Below are 16,450 nucleotides of genomic sequence, written 5' to 3'. Positions count from 1 at the left end.
ACATCCCCATGAACATCCTCACCGGCTACCTCCGTCAGCTGGGCACCGCCCTGCGGTTCCTCCTCTTCGCCACGCTGGTCCTCGGCGTGGCCTACCCCCTGGCAGTCTTTGGCACCGGGCAACTGATCGCCCCGTACCAGGCCAACGGCTCCATCCTCAAAGACAGCTCCGGGGCCCCGGCCGCGTCCGCCCTGATCGCCCAGGCCGCGGCCGACGATTCCGGCGCCCAGGACCCGCGCTGGTTCCACGCCCGGCCCTCGGCCGTGAAGTGGGACCCGGCATCGTCCTCGGCCACCAACCTGGGGCCCAACGACCCGAAACTGCTCGACGCGGTCGCCGCCAACCGGTCCGCCGTCGCCGCGGCTGAAGGCGTGGATGCGGCAGCGGTTCCGGCCGACGCCGTGACGGCCAGCGGTTCCGGGCTGGACCCGGACGTTTCACCCGAGTACGCCAAACTGCAGCTTGCGCGGGTGGCGGCAGCGAACGGCCTGAGCACCGACGCCGTCGCCGCCATGGTGGAGCAGTACACGAGCAGTGGGGTAGTCGCGTTTCTCGGCCAGCCATCGGTCAACGTGACTGCCCTCAACCTCGCCGTGGCGGCGGCCGCACGGCCGTCGCAGCCGGCTCAAACCAAGTGAGAGAATGACGGCATGGCACGTGGAACGCTGCGGATCTTCCTGGGGGCCGCGCCGGGGGTGGGCAAGACCTACGAGATGCTTGAAGAAGCCCACCGGCTCGGCGAACGCGGCGAGGACGTCGTGGTCGCGTTCGCCATGGACCACGGACGCAGCGAGACGCGGGCGCTCCTGGCGGGACTTGAGGTCATCCCGCCCCAGCGCCTGCCCTACCGGGGCACGGAGTTCGAGGAAATGGACCTTGACGCCGTCCTGGTGCGGGCCCCGGGGACCGCGGTCGTGGACGAATACGCCCACTCCAACGTTCCGGGCAGCCGCAACGAGAAACGCTGGCAGGACGTCGATGCGCTCCTTGATGCCGGCATCAACGTCCTCTCCACCGTCAACGTCCAGCATCTGGCGTCCCTGGGCGACGTCGTCAGCGCCATCACCGACGTCCATCAGGCGGAGACGGTGCCCGACGACGTCGTCCGGAAGGCGGACCAGATCCACCTGGTGGACATCTCCCCCGAGCTGCTCCGCCAGCGCCTGAGCGACGGCAAGATCTACGCTGCCGAAAAGATCGACGCCGCCCTCTCGAACTATTTCCGCCTGGGCAACCTCACGGCACTGCGTGAACTGGCATTGCTGTGGCTGGCCGACCGGGTGGACGAGGGCCTGGCCAAGTACCGGGCCGAACAGGGCATCGATGCCAGCTGGCCGGCCCGGGAACGCATCGTCGTCGGGCTGACCGGCAGCCCCGAAGGGGAAGTCCTGATCCGCCGCGGGGCCAGGATCCTCAACCGCGTCAACGGCGGGGACCTGCTGGCGGTCCACGTCCGGTCCGCCGATGGCCTCGCCGAGGAGTCGCCCCACGCGCTGGAAGCCCAGCGCCGCCTGATCCTGGACCTTGGCGGCAGCTACCACATCGTGACCGGCGAGGATCCGGCCGCCGCCCTCCTGGACTTCGCCCGCAGCGTCAACGCCACCCAGATCGTCGTCGGCATCTCCCGGCACAAAAAGCTCGCCGGCCTGATCGGAAACCTGCTCGGCGGTGGGGTTGGCACCCGGGTGGTCCGCGATTCCGGGGACATCGACGTCCACATGGTCTCCCATCCCCTGGGCGGCCGCGGCGCCGGGCCGCGCCAGCACCGGGACCTTGGCCGCGTCCGGGTCGCCGTCGGGTTCGCCCTCGCTGTGCTGCTCCCCATGGTCCTGCAGCTCCTGCTTTCGCTCCTGAACCCGGAGCGGAATGTCGCTGCGGCCATGCTGGTGCAGCTCACCGGCTCGGTGGCGGTGGCGCTGATCGGCGGGTTGTGGCCGGCCATCCTGGCCGCACTGTGGAGCAGCCTCCTGGTGAACTACTTTTCGACCCCGCCGCTGGGCACGCTCACCATCAGTGATCCGCAGAACTTCCTGGCCCTGCTGGTGTTTGTAGGCGTCTCGGCCGCCGTTGCCGTTGTGGTCGACCTATCGGCCCGCCGTTCCAAGGAGGCCGCGCGGGCCCGCGCCGAAGCCACGACGCTGGGGGACCTGACGCGCAGTGCCGCCGGCTCGGAGGACACGGTTCAGGCATTGCTGGAACAAGCCCTGAGCGTCTTCCAGGTGCGTGGTGCTGCCGTTTTCAGCCTTGGCTACGGCCCCGCGGACGGCGACAGCGGCGCAGGACCCGACCGGCGATGGCAACTTCAGGCCGCCGTGGGAGAAATTCCAGCCCTGTCCGCCGGCGCGCCAAGGAACGATGGCACCGGCGACAACGTGGAAGAAATCGACGCCGTCACACGCCTCGTGTTGTTCGGACGGATCTTGCCGGCAAGCGACCGGCGCCTTCTGGGGGCGTTCGGAGTTCATCTGGCGGCACAGCTGGAACGCCAGCAACTGGTCGCCAGCCGGCGGGAGATGCTCCGCTTGGCCGAGAGCAACACGATGCGCACCTCCATCCTCCGCGCTGTCTCGCACGACCTGCGCACCCCTCTGGCCGGGATCAAGCTTGCCGTCGGCGGACTGCGGCACGACGACGTCCATTACACCCAGGCAGAGGAGCAGGAACTGCTGGCAACGATAGAGGAGTGCTCGGACAGGCTGGACGCGCTGGTGGGCAATCTGCTGGACATGTCCCGGATCACCTCGGATGCCGTCAATCCCCTGCTCAAACCCGTGCGGTGGTACGAGGTCATCCCGGGTTCCCTGAGCGCCGTCCCCGCGGGGCGGGTGCGAGTGGACCTGCCTCCCAACATGCCCGAGATCGACGCCGACCCTGGAATGCTGGAACGAGTGATTGCGAACATCGTCGAGAACGCCGTGAAATACGCCCCCGATTCGGATATCGTCCTGGTCGGGGCGGCCGGCGGGCTCAGCCCGGCGACTCTCGGAGGGCGCCCTGCCGGCGAGCTCCGGGTCATCGATCACGGCCGGGGAATCCCGGCGGAGAGGGTCATGGAAATGTTCCGGCCATTCCAGCGTCTCGACGACGCCCCGCAAACCACAGGAATCGGACTCGGGCTTGCGGTGGCGAAAGGGTTCACGGATGCCATGGGTGGCAGCCTGAGCGCCGAAGCGACACCGGGCGGAGGGCTGACGATGATTATCCGGCTTCCATTGTCCACGGGGACCCCGTATGACGGACACCGCGCCCAGGCCCCGTTCGAGCCCCGGTCGCTGGTGGCGCGCCGCGCTCATGCGATGCCCCTTTCGTCCGGACCGGACGCAACATGACGGCGGTCCTCGTCGTCGACGACGACCCGCATCTGCTCAGGGCCCTCCGGATCACACTCCAGGCCCACGGCTACGCCGTCACCACCGCCGTAGACGGGACCTCAGCGCTGCTGGCGGCCACCCAGAACCCGCTCTCACTCATCATTCTGGACCTCGGCCTGCCTGACATTGACGGGACCAGCGTCCTCAAAGAGCTGCGCGGCTTCAGCAGCGTGCCGGTCTTGGTGCTGTCCGCCCGGCACGGCTCCGAGGACAAAGTTGAGGCGCTCGACGCCGGCGCGGACGACTACATCACCAAACCGTTCGGCCTGGACGAGCTCCTCGCCCGGCTCCGCGCCCTCCGGCGCCGCAGCGTCGAACCGGACGAATCGCTGGTCGTGACCGAGGCTTTCACCATTGACCTGGGCAAGCACCGGGTTACCCGGGACGGCGAGGACATCCGGCTGACCCCGACTGAATGGAAAATCCTGGAGGAACTGGTCCGGAATCCGGAAAAACTCATCACACAGCAGCAGTTGCTCGCCAGAGTCTGGGGTCCGGCGTACGCCAAGGAGACCAACTACCTCCGGGTCTACATGGCCCAGCTGCGGCGCAAACTGGAGCCGGACACGGCCAACCCCCGCCACCTGCTCACCGAAGCCGGCATCGGCTACCGGTTCATGCCCTGATGGTTTTCCGATGCCGGGCCGGCAATGGATACTGGGGCAATGACTAATCGCAGCCCGCTCAACAGGGACGATGCCGGCCCGTCGGCGCTGCCGGAGATCCCGGCGCAGCTGCGGGCAGTCCTCAACGGGATCCCGGCCATGGTGGGTTACTGGGACATGGGTCTCCGCAGCCGCTTGGCCAACGATGCCTACTGCGAGTGGTTCGGGATCAAGCCGCAGCAGTTGAACGGCATGCACGTCCGGGACGTGCTCGGTGACGTGGCCTTCGAAGCGACCCGGCCGATCATCGAACTGGTGCTCGCCGGAGAGGCGCAACACTTTGACCGGACCCTCGTGAATGCCGCGGGCGAGTCACGTTACACCGAGGTCACGTACACTCCCGATACCCGCGACGGCGCGGTGCAGGGCTTCTTTGTCGTGGTCACCGACATCACGGAGCGGGTGCTGGCCGACCGGCGCCGGCAACGGGACATGGACCGGTACCGCGCCTTGGCGCGCAGCGTCCCCGGCGTCTTCGTGCTCCTCTTCGACGCCGAGCTACGCTACCTGATCGCCGAAGGCCAGGAACTGGAGACCTTCGGCTACCGCACGGAAGAGCTCGAAGGCCGGCGCATCCAGGACGTACTCAGGGGCAATCTCGCCAGCGAGCTCGAACCGCGCTACCGCGCAGCCCTCGCCGGCCGCGAGGTCTCCTGGAGCCGGCAGATCGGCCACCGCACCTACCGGCTCAAGGCCGGACCGGTCTACTCCGACGAAGACGGCGCGGCCGGTATGGTGGTGGCCGTTGACGTCACTGAGCGCTTGCAGCAGCAGCAGGTATGGGAGGCCTTGCACGAGATAGCGACCGCCGTCGCCCGCAACGCCGCCCCTGCAGACATTTCCGAGCGGGTCGCCTCCATTGTCCGCGAGCTGTTCAACGTGGACTCCGCCGCCGTGGTCCGTTTCACGGGCCCGTCCTCGGCGGAAATTGTCGCCATGGCCCCGAGCCTCCCGCCGACGCTGAGCCGCCGGCACATCTTCGCCCCGACAGACGAGTCCGCCACCGTCCGGGTGGCCGTGACCGGCAAGCCGGCCCTCGTTGTGTACGGGCCGGAGGGCGGGCCGGCGGCAGAGCAGATGCGCGCCGGCGGGTTCCAGTCCGCGGCGGCAGCGCCGGTCCGCGTCCGGGGAAGCCTCTGGGGCGTGGTGAGCCTGACCTCGAAGTCCCGCACAGGTGTCACGGAAGCCATGATGGAGCGGCTGGCCCAGTTCGCGGAACTCGTCGAGATCGCGATCGGCAACACGGAGGCATGGACCGATCTGGAGCTCCAGGCGACAACCGACGCCCTCAGCGGCCTGCCCAATCGGCGGGCGCTGGAACAGCACCTCGACGAACAGGTGGCGCTGGCCGGGAGACGTGGGACCAGACTCAGTGCCGTCGTCCTGGATATCGACCACTTCAAGAGAGTCAACGACACCCATGGTCACTTGATGGGCGACGTCGTCCTCGCGGAGGTCGCGGCCAGGCTCCGGTCGGTCGCCCGCGCCAACGAGATCGTGGCCCGCTTCGGCGGTGAGGAGTTCGTGTGGCTGCTCCCGGAGACTGACGGCGCCGAGGCCCTGTTCGCGGCCGAACGGGCCCGCGAGGCCATCGCCTGCGAGCCGTTCGGGGAAGTCGGTTTCCTGACGATCTCCGCCGGAGTCTGCGAGCAGGGCGACGCCACGGCCGGTTCCCTCCTGGATTGCGCGGACCGGGCCCTGTACGAGGCCAAGAACGCCGGCCGCAACCGCACGTCCCGGTACGGTCACGCCAGCCCGGCGGGCCGGACCGCTTCGGCCGGCCAGGCTCGGAACGGCCAGGCGCGGGACGGCACGGACACGCGCGGGGCCTAGACGAAGGCGGACTTCCCCGTCACGGCCCGGGCCACGATCAGCGAATTGATTTCGTAGCTGCCCTCATAGGTATAGAGGATTTCGGCGTCGCCGAAGAGCTTGCCCATCTCATAGTCGCTGCTGATGCCGTTGCCGCCCATGAGGGACCGGCCCATCGCCACCGAGGCACGCGCCAGCCGCGTCGTGGTCGATTTGGCCATCGCGGCCTGGACCATCTCGAGCTTGCCGTCTTCCTGGATCCGCGCCAGCTGGGCCATCAGGGCCAGGGAGGCCGTCGCGTTGCCCAGGATCTCGGCGAGCTGCTGCTGGATGAGCTGAAAGCGGGCCAGTTCCTTGCCGAACTGGCGGCGCTGCAGCGAATAGGCGCGTGCGACGTCGAACGCGGCCAGCTGGATGCCGGCGCCCTGCCAGCCCACCCAGGCCCGTGAATCCCGCAGGAGCTCATTGGCCTTGGAAAAGTCGGTGGCGCCGGGAAGGAGGTTGGCCGCCGGGATGCGGACCTCGTCGAGGACAATGTCGGCGTTCTGCATGATGCGCAGGCCGATCTTGTTGGCGATCTTCGTGGCGGTGTAGCCGGCACGGTCCGTCTCCACGATGAAGCCCTTGATGTGCTGGTCAGCAACGTCCCGGGCCCACACAAGGGCGAAGTCCGCGATGGTGCCGGCGCCGATCCATCGCTTGGCGCCGTTGAGGACCCATTCGCCTCCGTCCAGCCGCGCGGTGGTTTCCAGGCCACCGGCGATGTCCGAGCCGTGGTCCGGCTCCGTCAGGGCGAACGCTCCGAGCTGGGTGAACGCGGTGAGGCCGGGGAGCCAGCGTGCCTTCTGTTCCTCCGAGCCCAGCTCATCGATCATGCCGACAATCAGCTCGTTGTGGATGCCTACGAGCGCCGAGAGGGAGACGTCGGCGCGGGCCACCTCGACGTACATGAGCCCCTTGAAGAGCTTGGACGTGCCGTCCGTTTGCAGCCCGCCCAGACCGTATTTGCCGAGTTCCGCGAGCAGGCCGAAGGGGAACTCCTCGCGGTTCCAGTAGTCGATCGACGCGGCCCGGATCCGGGACTGCAGGAACTCCCGGACCTCCTGGTAGCGGAGCTGTTCGTCCGGCGGCAGCAGGTCCACGATGTACATCAGGTCGGCGTCGGGGAACGGTGGCTGCGCAACTGCTGCTGCGGCGCCTGTCTCCGCCGTGTTTGATTCCGTGTTTGTTTCGGCTGGCGCCGGCTGTCCGCTGGCACGTCCTTGTGGCTGCACGGGCACGTATCCCTTCCTCATGCGCGCCGCCTGCAGAGCAGCGCCGCTCTTCCAAACCCTTGGATGTCCTAGTATATTGCACAGTGATGGGGATCACTAGGCAGGCACCGTGCCGGACCGGCGGGATCCCAGGCAACGGCGCCAAGCCCGGAACGGCAGCGCCAGAGTACTTCGAAAGGTGCACCATGACCGTGACTGAGGAATTCCGGGCCGCGCGGGACCGGCTGCTGGCCCTGCGCGGGGACTACGACGGCGCCCGCAGCGAATTCCAGTGGCCGCGCTTCGAGGAATTCAACTTCGCACTGGACTGGTTCGACCAGCTCGCGGCAGACCCGGCCAGGGCGGACAAACCGGCGCTGGTGATCGTCGAACAGGACGGGTCCGCGACCCGGCGCAGTTTCGCGGACCTCTCCCGGCGCTCGTCCCAGGTGGCCAACTGGCTGCGCGCGCAGGGCGTGCGGCGCGGGGACCGGATGATCATCATGCTCGGCAACCAGGTGGAGCTCTGGGAACTTATGCTCGCCGGCATCAAGCTGGGCATCGTCATGATCCCCACCACCACCCTGATGGGACCCGCCGACCTGCAGGACCGGGTGGAGCGCGGCGGCGCATCCTGGGCCGCCGTCGGCAGTGCCAACATCGCCAAGTTCGCCGACGTCGCCGGTGACTACGCGCTGATCGAAATCGGTGGCAGCCCCGCGAGTACCTCCGCAGCCCCAGACAATGTCCGGCAGTACGCCGACGCTGCCGCCGCCGGAGTGGACTTCACCCCGGACGCCCCCACCCTTGCCGACGAGACCCTCCTGCTGTACTTCACATCCGGCACCACGTCCAAGGCCAAACTCGTCGAACACACGCACACCTCCTACCCGGTGGGACACCTGTCCACGATGTTCTGGATCGGGATGGAACCGGGCGACGTGCACCTCAACGTGGCCTCGCCGGGCTGGGCCAAGCACGCCTGGTCCAATGTGTTCACCCCGTGGATCGCCGAGGCGTGCGTGTTCATCTACAACTACGAACGCTTCGACGCCAAGGCCCTCATGGAACAGATGGACCGCGAATCCGTGACCAGCTTCTGCGCCCCGCCGACGGTCTGGCGGATGCTGATCCAGGCCGATCTCACCCGGCTGTTGAACCCGCCCACCAAGGTGGTGTCCGCCGGCGAACCGCTCAACGCCGAGGTGATCGACCAGGTCCACCGTGCCTGGGGCCAGAGAATCCGGGACGGCTTCGGCCAGACCGAATCGACGGTGCAGATCGCGAACACCCCGGGCCAGCCAATCAAGATCGGCGCCATGGGAAAGCCGCTGCCGGGCTACGACGTCGTGCTCGTGGACCCCGCTACGGGTGCGGAGGCCGACGACGGCGAGCTCTGCCTGCGCCTCGACCCCCGCCCCGTGGGGCTCATGAAGGCGTACTACGGCGACCCGGACAAGACGGCGGAGGCTTTCCGCGACGGTTATTACCACACGGGGGACATGGCGAGCCGGGACGAACGGGGCATCATCACGTATGTGGGCCGCGGCGACGACGTCTTCAAGTCCTCCGACTACCGGCTGTCCCCCTTCGAACTGGAGAGCGTGCTGATTGAGCACCCGGCGGTGGCGGAGGCCGCCGTCGTCCCCTCTCCCGACCCGCTCAAGCTGTCGGTGCCGAAGGCGTTTGTGGTCCTGGCGGCCGGGCACCAGCCCGGCCCGGAGCTGGCCGAGGATATCCTGCGGTACTGCCGGGACCACCTGGCCCCGTTCAAGCGGATCCGCCGGCTGGAGTTTGCCGAACTCCCCAAAACGATCTCGGGCAAGATCCGCCGGGTGGAGCTGCGGCACAGCGAGGAGCTGCGCCACGGCGGCGGGCCTGTTCCCGAAGGCTTCGGCGTCGAGTACTCCGACTCCGATTTTCCCGGGCTCAAGAGTCAGGGGTGAGCGTGGGAACACCGCTGCCGCGAGATCCGATCGCCGACGCCCGGCTGAACTGGGAGCGCCACGGCTGGTCCGACGTCGCCGCCCCGATGGCCGCGATCACCGCCATCATGCGGACCCAGCAGATCCTGCTGGGCCGGATCGAGGCCGTTCTCAAGCCGTACGGACTCACGTTTGCCCGGTACGAGCTGCTGGCCTTGCTCAGCTTCGCCCGCAGCGGGGCGCTGCCCATGAACAAGGCGAGCGCGCTGCTGCAGGTCCACCCCACATCGGTCACCAACGCCGTGGACCGGCTCCAGGACGCCGGGCTGGTGATGCGCTCACCGCATCCCACGGACGGCCGCACCACCTTGATCGAGCTCACCCCCGACGGGCGCGCCCTGGCCAAACGGGCGACGGCGGTGCTGAACTCCGAGGTCTTCGGCCAATCGGGTTTCGGGGACCAGGACGTGGACCAGCTGATCCGGATCCTGGGCACGTTCCGCCGGAACGCCGGGGATTTCAGCGGCTGACTGGCCGTCTTGCCCGACACATTCCTAGACGGCCTGTGGTGTCGGCGGAGCATATTTGAGATGGCGGTAGGCCGTCGGGCTGAGGCCGAAACGGCGTTTGAAGGCCGCGCTCAGCGCAAACGGGCCCCCGTACCCGACCTGGCCGGCGACCTGGGCGGTGGTGAGGTTCGGGTCCGCGAGCAGCTCGCTGGCGAGCAGCATCCGCCAGTTCGTCAGGTAGGTCATCGGCGGCTCGCCGACGACATCGCGGAAGCGGCTGGCCAGCGTGGCGCGGGAGACGTGCAGGCGGGCGGCGAAGGTCTCGAGCGTCCAGGCTTCGGCGGGGGAATCGTGCATAAGCTCCAGCATCTGGGCCACCAGGGAATCCGTGCCTGCCGCCAGCCAGCCGGTGGCCCGCCCGGGATGCTCGGCCGCCCAGGCGCGCACGGCGTGGACCAGCAGCACATCCAGCATCCGGTCGACCACGCTTCCTTGTGCCGGGGCGTTCGTGGTGATCTCGCCGCCGAGGAACCGCGCCAAGGCTGCATCAACGCCGCCGGCGGGGATGATGGCGACACGGGGCAGCACGGCTGTTACCGCGGAACCGATTTCCGCCTCGGTGGTGTAGGTGCCGACGAGCACGACCGTTTCCCCTGCCGACGCATTGCCCCAGGTGCGAACGCCGTGGCTCATGCTGAGGTGGACAGTCTCGCCGGAAGACGTGGTGCATTCCTGACCGGGATGAATGATGATGGTCGCCGCCCGTCCGGGGTCGTCGGCCAGAAGATAGGGGTCAGGCCCGCGGACGACGGCGATGTCACCGGATTCGAGGAGGACCCGCTCGTTGTCCGCGGCACCCGGATCGACGCCGCTGGAGCAGGCGCGGCGGACTCCTGGCGGACGTTCGAGCGGGCCTGGAACCGGGCCAACACCGTGCGATGCGCATTGTCGATCGCTGGCGCGGCAGCCCTGGCCGCTTCGCTGGCCCGGTGATGCCGCGGCTTCCCGGGCAGGTTCACGGCAGGCCCGCCTGGTGGAAATCCTCAGCGGGGCGCGTCGGGGTGGATGCTCCGGGTCTCGCCGCGTTCATGCGGGGGCCGGAGCCAGCCGGGACGGTGGACCTTTGGCAGCACTTTGGTCACCGCCAGGGCCGCGTACATGACCGTATTGATGGCAACAAACGTCGCCAGGATGGCGAACCACTCCGAGTTCAGGAGCGCTTGCGGGAAGAGAACGCCCGTGGGGACGGGCACGCCGGTGAGGCTCATGCGGACTCCTTGACGGCCTCGGCGGCGTTGGTGCGGGTGACGTGTTTCCAGTTCGCGGTCCGGCCCAGCGAAATGTCGATGATGCCCTTGATGTAGACGACGTTCAGGAACATGTCGAAAAAGAGTTCGGGGAAGAGAGTGAGGGCCAAAATCCTGGCCCGCCAGCCGCCCTTCCAGACGGTGGCGACGCGTTCGATCATGAACACCCCGCCAAGTCCCAGCCAGAACGGGAACCAGATCCACACGTCCAGGGAGAACATCATGAGGAAGATCAGCAGCAGGTAGGCGCTGAGGGCAATCACGCCATAACCGATGCCGAGCTGCTGCACCCAGTAGCGCATCGTCTGGGACGTGACCCCGTACGCGCCAATGTTCTCCAGCGCTCCCCGCTGCCATCGCAGCCGCTGCGCCCACAGCGTGGACCAAGTGGGCATGAGTTCGGTAACCACGGTGCATGCCGTCGGTGAAATCATCAGGGCGCCAAGCGACTTGAGCGCTATGGTCAGTTCGTTGTCCTCAGTCAGCGCCGCGGTATCGTACACGTCGCCCTTCGTCCCGGGAAGCGAATCGCCCCGCTGCTCGGCGATGGTGCGCAGGGCGACCGGGCGAAAAAGCGACGCGGTCCCGGTCAGGACGAAAACCCTCCCCCGCCGGCGCTTGATTTCCCGGCCGTAGCGGAGGTACTCGTTGCGCTGGAACTGGCCGAGTACGCCGTGGCCTTCCTCCCCGTAGAACAGGCCGCCCACCGCCATCAGGGCGCGGTCGTCCACGAAGCGGTTCACGGCCGCGCCGAGGAAGCCGTCATCGAGCTGGGTGTCGGCGTCCATCACCATCATTAGGTCGTTGGCACCGAGCCTGGGAAGGATTTGCTTGAGCACCTGGTTCAGGGCGCCGGCCTTCTTTTTCGTGTTGTCGACCGACTCATAGAGCTCGACGCCGGCGTCGCGGGCGATCTCCACGGTGCTGTCGGTGCAATTGTCCGCCACCACGATGATTCGTTCGGGGCTGTGGGACTGTGCCCGCAGGGAGGCGATCGTGGAGGGCAGTGAGACTTCCTCGTTGTGGGCCGGGATGAGCACGGTGACGGTAACAGGGCCCGCATAGACTCCGCGGGTGGCTCCCATCACGATCTTCGGTGCCAGCGGAGCGATCCGAACGTTCGCCGACCGCCGCGACCGGGTGGTGATCCGGCGCTCCAGCAGGGCGACGCCGGCGGCCAGCAGCACGGCGAGCGCGACCGCCGCGCCCAGGATCCGGGCTCCGGGCGCGTTCGTGCTGTAGAGCACGTTCCACACCCCCAGGATGAACCCGTGCGGCTCCCCTTCGGCTTGTGCGCGTCCCCCCGCGGCGACGGCGGCCCACAGGATCGCCGCCGCGGTGCCGGCGATTACTGCGATGACCAGACCTACAGTCCGGTGAAGTTGTCCTCTGCCCACCGTTGGGATAGTAGCAGGGAATCATTGGCACCACCTGTCACATGAGAATCACCCGCCCCGCCTTGATGGGTGCCTATTTTGCCCGGAATCTGACGGGAGTATCGTGGTTCGGAGCCGGACGGTGCCGTCCGGCCAGGCAGCAATTAGTGCTCACAGAGCGTCGATTGGCGATCGCCTAGGAGGGGCCATGACTTCGCCCAGCATCCCCATACCGCAGCCTCCCACGAAGCCGGTGGTCGGCAATTTGGCCGACATCGACTCCAGCAAGGGAATCCTGGGAATAGTCGAGGTGGCCGAGCGGTACGGCCCCATTGTCCGCATCCAGTTCTTCAACCGCAGCATCATCGCCATCTCGTCCCAGCAGCTCGTCAACGAAGTCTGCGACGAGTCCCGGTTCGGCAAGGTACTGGGCGTTTCCCTGCGGCAGGTGCGGGATTTCATCGGCGACGGACTGTTCACCGCACGAACAGAAGAACCAAACTGGCAAAAAGCGCACCGGATCCTGATGCCGGCGTTCGGGCCGGCGGCGCTGAAGCGGATGTTCAACGGCATGGACGACATCGCCGAGCAGTTGCTGCTGAAGTGGGAGCGACTCGGCCCCGCGGCCCGGATCGATGTACCGGACAACACCACCCGGCTGACCCTGGACACCATTGCCCTGTGCTCGTTCAGCTACCGTTTCAACAGCCTCTACCGGGAAGACATGCATCCCTTCGTCGGGGCCATGGTCCGCGGCCTGGTCGAATCCGGGGACCGGGCGCGCAGGCTCCCGGTCCAGAACAAGATCATGCTGCGCAAACGCCACCAGCTCGAGGAAGACCATGCCCTGATGTTCGAGGTCGCCGACCAGATGATCAGCGACCGGCGGCGCAACCCCAGCCCGGCTGGCAGCGAGGACATCCTGGACACCATGCTCAATGCGGCGGACCCGGTGACCGGCGAGCGGTTGAGCGAGGAAAACGTCCGCTACCAGATGGTTACCTTCCTGGTGGCCGGGCATGAGACCACCAGCGGCCTGCTGTCCTTTGCGCTCTACGAACTGCTGCGCCATCCGGATGTCCTGGCCAAGGCTCGCGCCCAGGTGGACGAGGTCCTCGGCACCGAGAGCGCCCGGTTCGAGCACCTGCCCCGGCTGGGGTACCTGGACCAGATCCTCAAGGAGACGCTCCGGCTGTGGCCCACCGCCCCGGCCTTCAACGTCGCCCCGTTTGAGGACACCACGCTTGGCGGCCGCTACGAGGTCCCGGCAGGCCAGCCCATTATGGTCCTGATCCCGCAGCTGCACCGGGACAAGGCGGCCTGGGGCGAGGACGCCGGGATCTTCGATCCGGACCGATTCTCACCTGTTCGGGCCGCAGAAATCCCTGCCAATGCCTGGAAGCCCTTCGGCAACGGGCAGCGCTCCTGCATCGGCCGGGGATTTGCCCTGCAGGAGGCCATGCTGTTCCTGGCCAAGCTCCTGCAGCGCTTCGAGGTCACGGCGGCGGACCCGGGCTATGAACTTCAGATCAAGCACACGCTGACGATGAAGCCTGAGGGGCTGTTCATCCACGTGCGCAGGCGGGACGTCACGATCGCAGCCGGACCCCCGGCCGCCGTCCAACAAGCCGCGCAGGCTGAAGCGGCCGCGGCGGCCGCCGCGCCCAACGGCGTCCCGATTCGTGTGCTCTACGGTTCCAACGCAGGCACGTCCAAGGACTTCGCCCAGCGCATCGCCAACGACGCCGGACGGCGCGGCTACAGCCCCACCATCGGTCCGCTCGACGAGGCGGCCGGCGGGCTGCCGACGGGGGGCCTCGTCACCGTCGTAACGTCCTCCTACGAGGGCCAGCCGCCGGACAACGCCCGAAAGTTCGTGGCCTGGACCGAAGGCCTGCAGCCGGGCAGCCTCGCCGGGGTGCGGTACACGGTCTTCGGCAACGGCAACAAGGACTGGGCGCGAACGTACCAGGAGGTGCCCAAGGCCATCGACGCCCGGTTCGAGGCTGCCGGCGCGACACGGATCTATGACCGCGGCGAAGCCAACGCCCGCGGCGACTTCTTCGGCGATTTTGACGAGTGGTACGCGGGGTTCTGGCCCGCGGTGGACGCCGCCCTGGGGCAGAGGACCAGCCCGCCGACCGCGCAGCCCCAGCTGGAACTCCAGTTCATCGGCAACGTCCGGGATCCGCTGCTGCGCCAGAACGGGCTGGCACTCGGTACCGTCGTCGCGAACCGGGAACTGGTCGATCTGGCCAAGCCCGGCGCCCGGTCCAAGCGGCATGTCGAGATCGCACTGCCCGAGGGAATGAGCTACCGGACCGGGGACTACCTGGCCGTGCTGCCGCTGAACCCCAGCGCCCTCGTGCAGCGCGCACTGGCCCATTTCAACCTCGACTACGACTCGCACGTCCAGCTGAGCATGGAGCGCGGGGACACTTTCCTGCCCACCAGTGCGCCTGTGGCCGTGGGCGAACTGTTGAGCAGCTACGTGGAACTCGCGGTCCCCGCCACCCGCACCCAGCTCGAGGACCTGGCTGATGTCGCGGCGGATCCTGCCCACCGCGCCGAACTCGAGGCCCTGGCCCAGGACCGGGGGCGGTACGCGGCCGAGATTCTCGACAAGCGGGTCTCCCTCCTGGATCTGCTGGAGACGTATCCGTCATGCCAGCTCTCGTTCACCTCGTTCCTGCAACTGCTGACTCAGCTGACCCCCCGGCGGTACTCCATCTCCTCGTCCCCGCTCTGGAGCCCCGACCACGCGACCCTGACCTTCGCCGTCATCGAGGCTCCGGCGTGGTCGGGCCGCGGCGTCTTCGAAGGCGCCTCTTCCACCTACCTCGCCCAGGCCAGGCCCGGGTCAAGGGTGGCGGTTACTGTCCGGCCCTCGAACGCGGCATTCCACCCGCCACCGTCCCTGGAAGTCCCGCTCATCATGGTCTGTGCAGGGACCGGGCTGGCACCCTTCCGCGGATTCGTCCAGGACCGGGCGCTGCGGGCCGAAGCCGAGGACACGACGCCGGCGCCTGCCCTGCTGTTCTTCGGCTGCCGGGCCCCGGACACCGACTTCCTCTACCGCGCGGAACTTGCGTCGTGGGCCGAGCAGGCCAACCTCGATCTGCGGCCGGTCTTTTCCACCGCCCCCGAAGACGGCCTGAAATATGTCCAGGACCGGCTTTGGGCAGACCGGGCCGACGTCGTCGAGCTGGTCCGGCAGGGCGCCACGGTCTACGTCTGCGGCGACGGCAAGAACATGGCGCCGCAGGTCCGGGACACGTGCGCCCTCATCTACCAGGAAGCGACAGGTGCCTCCAAGGAGGAGGCCGAGGCGTGGATGGATGAAGTTGAACGCACGCATGGCAGGTACGTGGCCGACATCTTCACGTGATGCCGACGTACCGGCTTTTGGCGCCGCCGCGCCCTCGCCGGCAGCTAACTAGCGGTGGTTGAACTCCGGCTGCCGCTTCTCCGTGAAGGCTGCCATACCTTCCTTCTGGTCCTCGGTGGCGAACAGCGAGTGGAACACGCGCCGTTCAAACAGCACGCCCTGGGCAAGCCCGGTCTCAAACGCCGCGTTCACTGCTTCCTTGGCCACCATCGCCACGGGCTTGGATTTGGAGGCGATCACCTCGGCAGCCTTCAGCGCTTCCTCGACGACGTCCACGGCCGGGACCACACGGGACACCAGGCCCGCGCGTTCGGCCTCCTCGGCGTCCATGAAACGGCCGGTCAGGATCATGTCCATCGCCTTGGACTTGCCCACAGCGCGGGTCAGGCGCTGTGAGCCGCCCATGCCGGGGAGCACGCCGAGGTTGATCTCCGGCTGGCCGAACTTGGCATTGTCCCCGGCGATGATGAAATCGCACATCATCGCCAGCTCGCAGCCCCCGCCCAGCGCGAAGCCGGACACGGCTGCCACGACGGGTATGCGGAGCCGGGTGAAGTCCTCCCAGCCGCGGAACCAGTCCGCCGCGTACATGTCCATGTAGCCCTTGGACTGCATTTCCTTGATGTCCGCGCCGGCGGCGAAGGCCTTCGCGGAACCGGTAACCACCACGGCACCGACCGCCGGGTCCGCGTCCATCCCGGTGACGGCCTTCACCAGCTCGTCCATCGTTGCCTTGTTCAGGGCGTTGAGGGCGTCAGGCCGGTTGAGCGTCACGAGGCCCACGCGGCCGCGGCGCTCCACCAGGATGTTCGCGTACTGTTCCGTCATGAGTGGTCCCCTTCGG

General features: G+C 67.8%; 13 protein-coding genes. 8 read left to right on the top strand and 5 right to left on the bottom strand.

Translation table 11 applies throughout. The features are described from left to right. Positions 1–8: 8 nt before the first annotated feature. Genes kdpC through AC1D2F_RS02480 form a run of 4 tightly spaced genes read left to right on the top strand, consistent with a single transcriptional unit; the run spans position 9 to position 5,869 of the window. Positions 9–638 carry a K(+)-transporting ATPase subunit C gene (kdpC, locus tag AC1D2F_RS02495; RefSeq protein ID WP_229993485.1) on the top strand — a complete coding sequence of 210 codons (630 nt, stop codon included), beginning with the start codon at positions 9–11 and terminating at the stop codon, positions 636–638. Between the two features lie 12 nt (positions 639–650). After that, positions 651–3,329: a DUF4118 domain-containing protein gene (locus AC1D2F_RS02490; RefSeq protein WP_229993484.1), complete on the top strand. Its 2,679-nt coding sequence runs from the start codon at positions 651–653 to the stop codon at positions 3,327–3,329. Next, positions 3,326–3,997 (top strand): response regulator, encoded by a 672-nt coding sequence (locus AC1D2F_RS02485; RefSeq protein ID WP_229993483.1) that lies wholly within the window; start codon positions 3,326–3,328, stop codon positions 3,995–3,997. Before AC1D2F_RS02490 ends, AC1D2F_RS02485 begins: the two co-directional genes overlap by 4 nt. Before the next feature lie 39 nt (positions 3,998–4,036). After that, positions 4,037–5,869, top strand: a complete 1,833-nt coding sequence (locus AC1D2F_RS02480) for a sensor domain-containing diguanylate cyclase (RefSeq protein ID WP_364747016.1) — start codon at positions 4,037–4,039, stop codon at positions 5,867–5,869. Here AC1D2F_RS02480 and AC1D2F_RS02475 read toward each other — a convergent pair. Beyond that, positions 5,866–6,999 carry an acyl-CoA dehydrogenase family protein gene (locus AC1D2F_RS02475; RefSeq protein ID WP_229993503.1) on the bottom strand — a complete coding sequence of 378 codons (1,134 nt, stop codon included), beginning with the start codon at positions 6,997–6,999 and terminating at the stop codon, positions 5,866–5,868. The genes AC1D2F_RS02480 and AC1D2F_RS02475 overlap by 4 nt on opposite strands. Positions 7,000–7,307: 308 nt before the next feature. Here AC1D2F_RS02475 and AC1D2F_RS02470 point away from each other — a divergent pair, with 308 nt between their 5' ends. Together AC1D2F_RS02470 and AC1D2F_RS02465 are read left to right on the top strand one after the other, a co-directional pair. Beyond that, a complete protein-coding gene (locus AC1D2F_RS02470) occupies positions 7,308–9,047 on the top strand; it encodes an AMP-binding protein (protein ID WP_476966087.1) in 1,740 nt (579 codons plus the stop codon). A 2-nt stretch (positions 9,048–9,049) separates the two neighbouring features. After that, complete coding sequence (locus AC1D2F_RS02465) at positions 9,050–9,556, top strand: MarR family winged helix-turn-helix transcriptional regulator (protein WP_476966104.1); 507 nt, start codon at positions 9,050–9,052, stop codon at positions 9,554–9,556. A gap of 24 nt (positions 9,557–9,580) precedes the next feature. Here AC1D2F_RS02465 and AC1D2F_RS02460 read toward each other — a convergent pair whose 3' ends face one another. Further along, a complete protein-coding gene (locus tag AC1D2F_RS02460; RefSeq protein ID WP_476966103.1) occupies positions 9,581–10,351 on the bottom strand; it encodes an AraC family transcriptional regulator in 771 nt (256 codons plus the stop codon). Here AC1D2F_RS02460 and AC1D2F_RS02455 point away from each other — a divergent pair. Continuing rightward, positions 10,277–10,528, top strand: coding sequence for a hypothetical protein (locus tag AC1D2F_RS02455; protein WP_229993480.1), 252 nt, complete (start codon positions 10,277–10,279; stop codon positions 10,526–10,528). The genes AC1D2F_RS02460 and AC1D2F_RS02455 overlap by 75 nt on opposite strands. 50 nt (positions 10,529–10,578) lie before the next feature. Here AC1D2F_RS02455 and AC1D2F_RS02450 read toward each other — a convergent pair whose 3' ends face one another. Further along, on the bottom strand, positions 10,579–10,803 hold the full coding sequence (locus tag AC1D2F_RS02450) for a hypothetical protein (RefSeq protein WP_229993479.1): 225 nt from the start codon (positions 10,801–10,803) through the stop codon (positions 10,579–10,581). After that, positions 10,800–12,239, bottom strand: coding sequence for a glycosyltransferase family 2 protein (locus AC1D2F_RS02445; protein WP_229993478.1), 1,440 nt, complete (start codon positions 12,237–12,239; stop codon positions 10,800–10,802). The genes AC1D2F_RS02450 and AC1D2F_RS02445 overlap by 4 nt, the downstream gene beginning before the upstream one ends. A gap of 187 nt (positions 12,240–12,426) precedes the next feature. Here AC1D2F_RS02445 and AC1D2F_RS02440 point away from each other — a divergent pair, with 187 nt between their 5' ends. Next, positions 12,427–15,606: a bifunctional cytochrome P450/NADPH--P450 reductase gene (locus tag AC1D2F_RS02440; protein ID WP_229993477.1), complete on the top strand. Its 3,180-nt coding sequence runs from the start codon at positions 12,427–12,429 to the stop codon at positions 15,604–15,606. Between the two features lie 48 nt (positions 15,607–15,654). Here the strand turns inward: AC1D2F_RS02440 and AC1D2F_RS02435 are convergent, their stop codons facing one another. Next, on the bottom strand, positions 15,655–16,434 hold the full coding sequence (locus tag AC1D2F_RS02435) for an enoyl-CoA hydratase (RefSeq protein WP_476966086.1): 780 nt from the start codon (positions 16,432–16,434) through the stop codon (positions 15,655–15,657). Between the last annotated feature and the right edge of the window lie 16 nt (positions 16,435–16,450).

It is taken from the genome of Arthrobacter sp. P1_B3 (genome assembly GCF_056406615.1).
Note: the sequence above shows the minus strand (reverse complement) of the source record. Positions and strands in the feature narration are given on the sequence as shown.